Source organism: Allobosea sp. P2_B12 (assembly GCF_056404835.1).
Genome location: NZ_JBFUDG010000022.1, coordinates 2,501 through 5,841, shown reverse-complemented (window position 1 = coordinate 5,841; position 3,341 = coordinate 2,501). Strand labels below are relative to the sequence as shown.

The window sequence follows — 3,341 nt, the reverse complement described above, 5'->3', positions numbered from 1 at the left end:
TTCTTCCCTGCGGAACGTCAAAAACCCCGCCGCTGGTGCGACGGGGTTTTGGTGTGTTTTGGTTGCGGGGGCAGGATTTGAACCTACGACCTTCAGGTTATGAGCCTGACGAGCTACCGGGCTGCTCCACCCCGCGATAAGGCTTGCTGGACTTAGTCCTTTGGTTGGACTGGTCCTTAAACGGCAACGCGGCGCTGGGGCTTTCGCTCCAACGCCGCGCGCTGATTGTCATGTGATGAGGGCATATTCTTTGCAGGCCCGGCAACGACCTACTCTCCCGGGTCTTGAGACACAGTACCATCAGCGCTGAGAAGTTTAACGGCCGAGTTCGGGATGGGATCGGGTTCTGGCTTCTCGCTCAAGCCACCGGGCCGGCAAAGAATATGGCAAGCAAAAACGGGATTTCTTGTTTCGTCGCGTCGTCGTTTTGTCCCGGTTGAGATGAACCAGGCGAGGACGCGGTGTTCGCATTTGTAAGTGTGCGGACATTGATCATGAGAACGATCAAGCCGATCGAGCAATTAGTACCGGTAAGCTGAGCACATTACTGCACTTACACACCCGGCCTATCAACGTGGTCGTCTTCCACGGCTCTCAAGGGATATCTCGTTTTGAGGTGGGTTTCCCGCTTAGATGCATTCAGCGGTTATCCCGACCGTACATAGCTACCCTGCACTGCGGCTGGCGCCACAACAGGTCCACCAGAGGTACGTCCACCCCGGTCCTCTCGTACTAAGGGCAGATCCTCTCAAATATCCTACACCCACGGCAGATAGGGACCGAACTGTCTCACGACGTTCTGAACCCAGCTCACGTACCACTTTAATCGGCGAACAGCCGAACCCTTGGGACCTTCTCCAGCCCCAGGATGTGATGAGCCGACATCGAGGTGCCAAACGATTCCGTCGATATGGACTCTTGGGAATCATCAGCCTGTTATCCCCGGCGTACCTTTTATCCGTTGAGCGATGGCCCTTCCACGCGGGACCACCGGATCACTATGGCCGTCTTTCGACTCTGCTCGACGTGTCAGTCTCGCAGTCAGGCAGGCTTATGCCATTGCACTCAACGAGCGATTTCCGACCGCTCTGAGCCCACCTTCGCACGCCTCCGTTACTCTTTGGGAGGCGACCGCCCCAGTCAAACTGCCTGCCATGCGCTGTCTCGGACCCGGATGACGGGTCGCGGTTAGACATCCATGACGATAAGGGTGGTATTTCAAGGATGACTCCACCAAAGCTGGCGCCTCGGCTTCAAAGTCTACCACCTATCCTACACATGCCGACACGAATGCCAGCGCAAAGCTACAGTAAAGGTGCACGGGGTCTTTCCGTCTGACCGCAGGAACCCCGCATCTTCACGGGGAATTCAATTTCACTGAGTCTATGCTGGAGACAGCGGGGAAGTCGTTACGCCATTCGTGCAGGTCGGAACTTACCCGACAAGGAATTTCGCTACCTTAGGACCGTTATAGTTACGGCCGCCGTTTACCGGGGCTTCAATTCGGTGCTTGCACACCTCCTTTTAACCTTCCGGCACCGGGCAGGCGTCAGACCCTATACGTCATCTTGCGATTTCGCAGAGCCCTGTGTTTTAGTTAAACAGTCGCTACCCCCTGGTCTGTGCCCCCAATGAACAGTTGCCTGAACACTGGGCCTCCTTATCCCGAAGTTACGGAGGTAAATTGCCGAGTTCCTTCAGCATAGTTCTCTCAAGCGCCTTGGTATACTCTACCAGTCCACCTGTGTCGGTTTAGGGTACGGTCTAATGTTGGAGCTATTTCCTGGAACCCCTTGGAAGCCAGATCAATCCAATAAGATCTGACAGCGTACGGGATCCGTCACTACCAACTGGCTGAGGAATATTCACCTCATTCCCATCGACTACGCCTTTCGGCCTCGCCTTAGGGGCCGGCTAACCCTGCGGAGATTAACTTTACGCAGGAACCCTTGGACTTTCGGCGACAGTGTCTTTCACACTGTTTGTCGTTACTCATGTCAGCATTCGCACTTCCAATACCTCCAGCAGCCCTCACGGGTCCGCCTTCGTTGGCTTATGGAACGCTCCGCTACCGCTTGCACAAAGTGCAAACCTTAAGCTTCGGCTCGTGGCTTGAGCCCCGATACATTTTCGGCGCAGGAACCCTTGTTTAGACCAGTGAGCTGTTACGCTTTCTTTAAAGGATGGCTGCTTCTAAGCCAACCTCCTGGTTGTTTTGGGATTCCCACATCCTTTCACACTTAGCCACGAATTAGGGGCCTTAGCTGTAAGTCAGGGTTGTTTCCCTCTCCACGACGGACGTTAGCACCCGCCGTGTGTCTCCCGCATAGTACTTCTGGGTATTCGGAGTTTGGTTAGGATCGGTAATGCGGTAAGCACCCCTTGCCCATCCAGTGCTCTACCCCCCAGAGTATTCGTGCGAGGCGCTACCTAAATAGCTTTCGCGGAGAACCAGCTATTTCCGAGTTTGATTGGCCTTTCACCCCTAGCCACAAGTCATCCGAGACTTTTTCAACAGGCACCGGTTCGGTCCTCCAGTAAGTGTTACCTTACCTTCAACCTGCTCATGGCTAGATCACCCGGTTTCGGGTCTAATCCGACGAACTGAACGCCCTGTTCAGACTCGCTTTCGCTGCGCCTACGCCTATCGGCTTAAGCTTGCTCGTCAGATTAAGTCGCTGACCCATTATACAAAAGGTACGCGGTCACTCAGGACGAACCTTGAGCTCCCACTGTTTGTAAGCATTCGGTTTCAGGTGCTATTTCACTCCCCTCGTCGGGGTGCTTTTCACCTTTCCCTCACGGTACTTGTTCACTATCGGTCGCTGAGGAGTACTTAGGCTTGGAGGGTGGTCCCCCCACGTTCAGACAGGATTTCACGTGTCCCGCCTTACTCATGTCTCTCAAGGTTTCGTATCCGTACGGGGCTATCACCCATTGATGCGTGGTTTCCCAACCACTTCCGGTTAATTCCAAGAAAGCACTGGCCTGGTCCGCGTTCGCTCGCCACTACTAACGGAGTCTCGTTGATGTCCTTTCCTCCAGGTACTTAGATGTTTCAGTTCCCTGGGTTAGCTTTGAAACCCTATGTATTCAGGTTTCAATACCTTCATGTGACAATTCGTAGTGCAACAACAGCCGAGGTTTTCACCCCGTCTGCGGTCACAATACGAATTGTCGAAGGTGGGTTTCCCCATTCGGAAATCCGCGGATCAAAGCTCATTCGCAGCTCCCCACGGCTTATCGCAGCGTATCACGTCCTTCATCGCCTCTCAGCGCCAAGGCATCCACCGAATGCTCTTAAGGCACTTGATCGTTCTCATGATCGATGTCCGCAAGCT

At 54.1% G+C, this 3,341-nt stretch carries 1 tRNA gene and 2 rRNA genes; all 3 read right to left on the bottom strand.

Annotated features, from left to right (window positions below):
• Nucleotides 1–59 precede the first annotated feature (59 nt).
• The 3 genes from AC1DYU_RS25960 to AC1DYU_RS25950 all read right to left on the bottom strand — a co-directional run bounded on the left by AC1DYU_RS25960 (nucleotide 60) and on the right by AC1DYU_RS25950 (nucleotide 3,315).
• Nucleotides 60–136: transfer RNA gene (locus AC1DYU_RS25960), tRNA-Met, on the bottom strand.
• 120 nt (nucleotides 137–256) lie between these two features.
• Nucleotides 257–371 (bottom strand): 5S ribosomal RNA (gene rrf, locus AC1DYU_RS25955).
• A 129-nt stretch (nucleotides 372–500) separates the two neighbouring features.
• A 23S ribosomal RNA gene (locus AC1DYU_RS25950) occupies nucleotides 501–3,315 on the bottom strand.
• Nucleotides 3,316–3,341 lie beyond the last annotated feature (26 nt).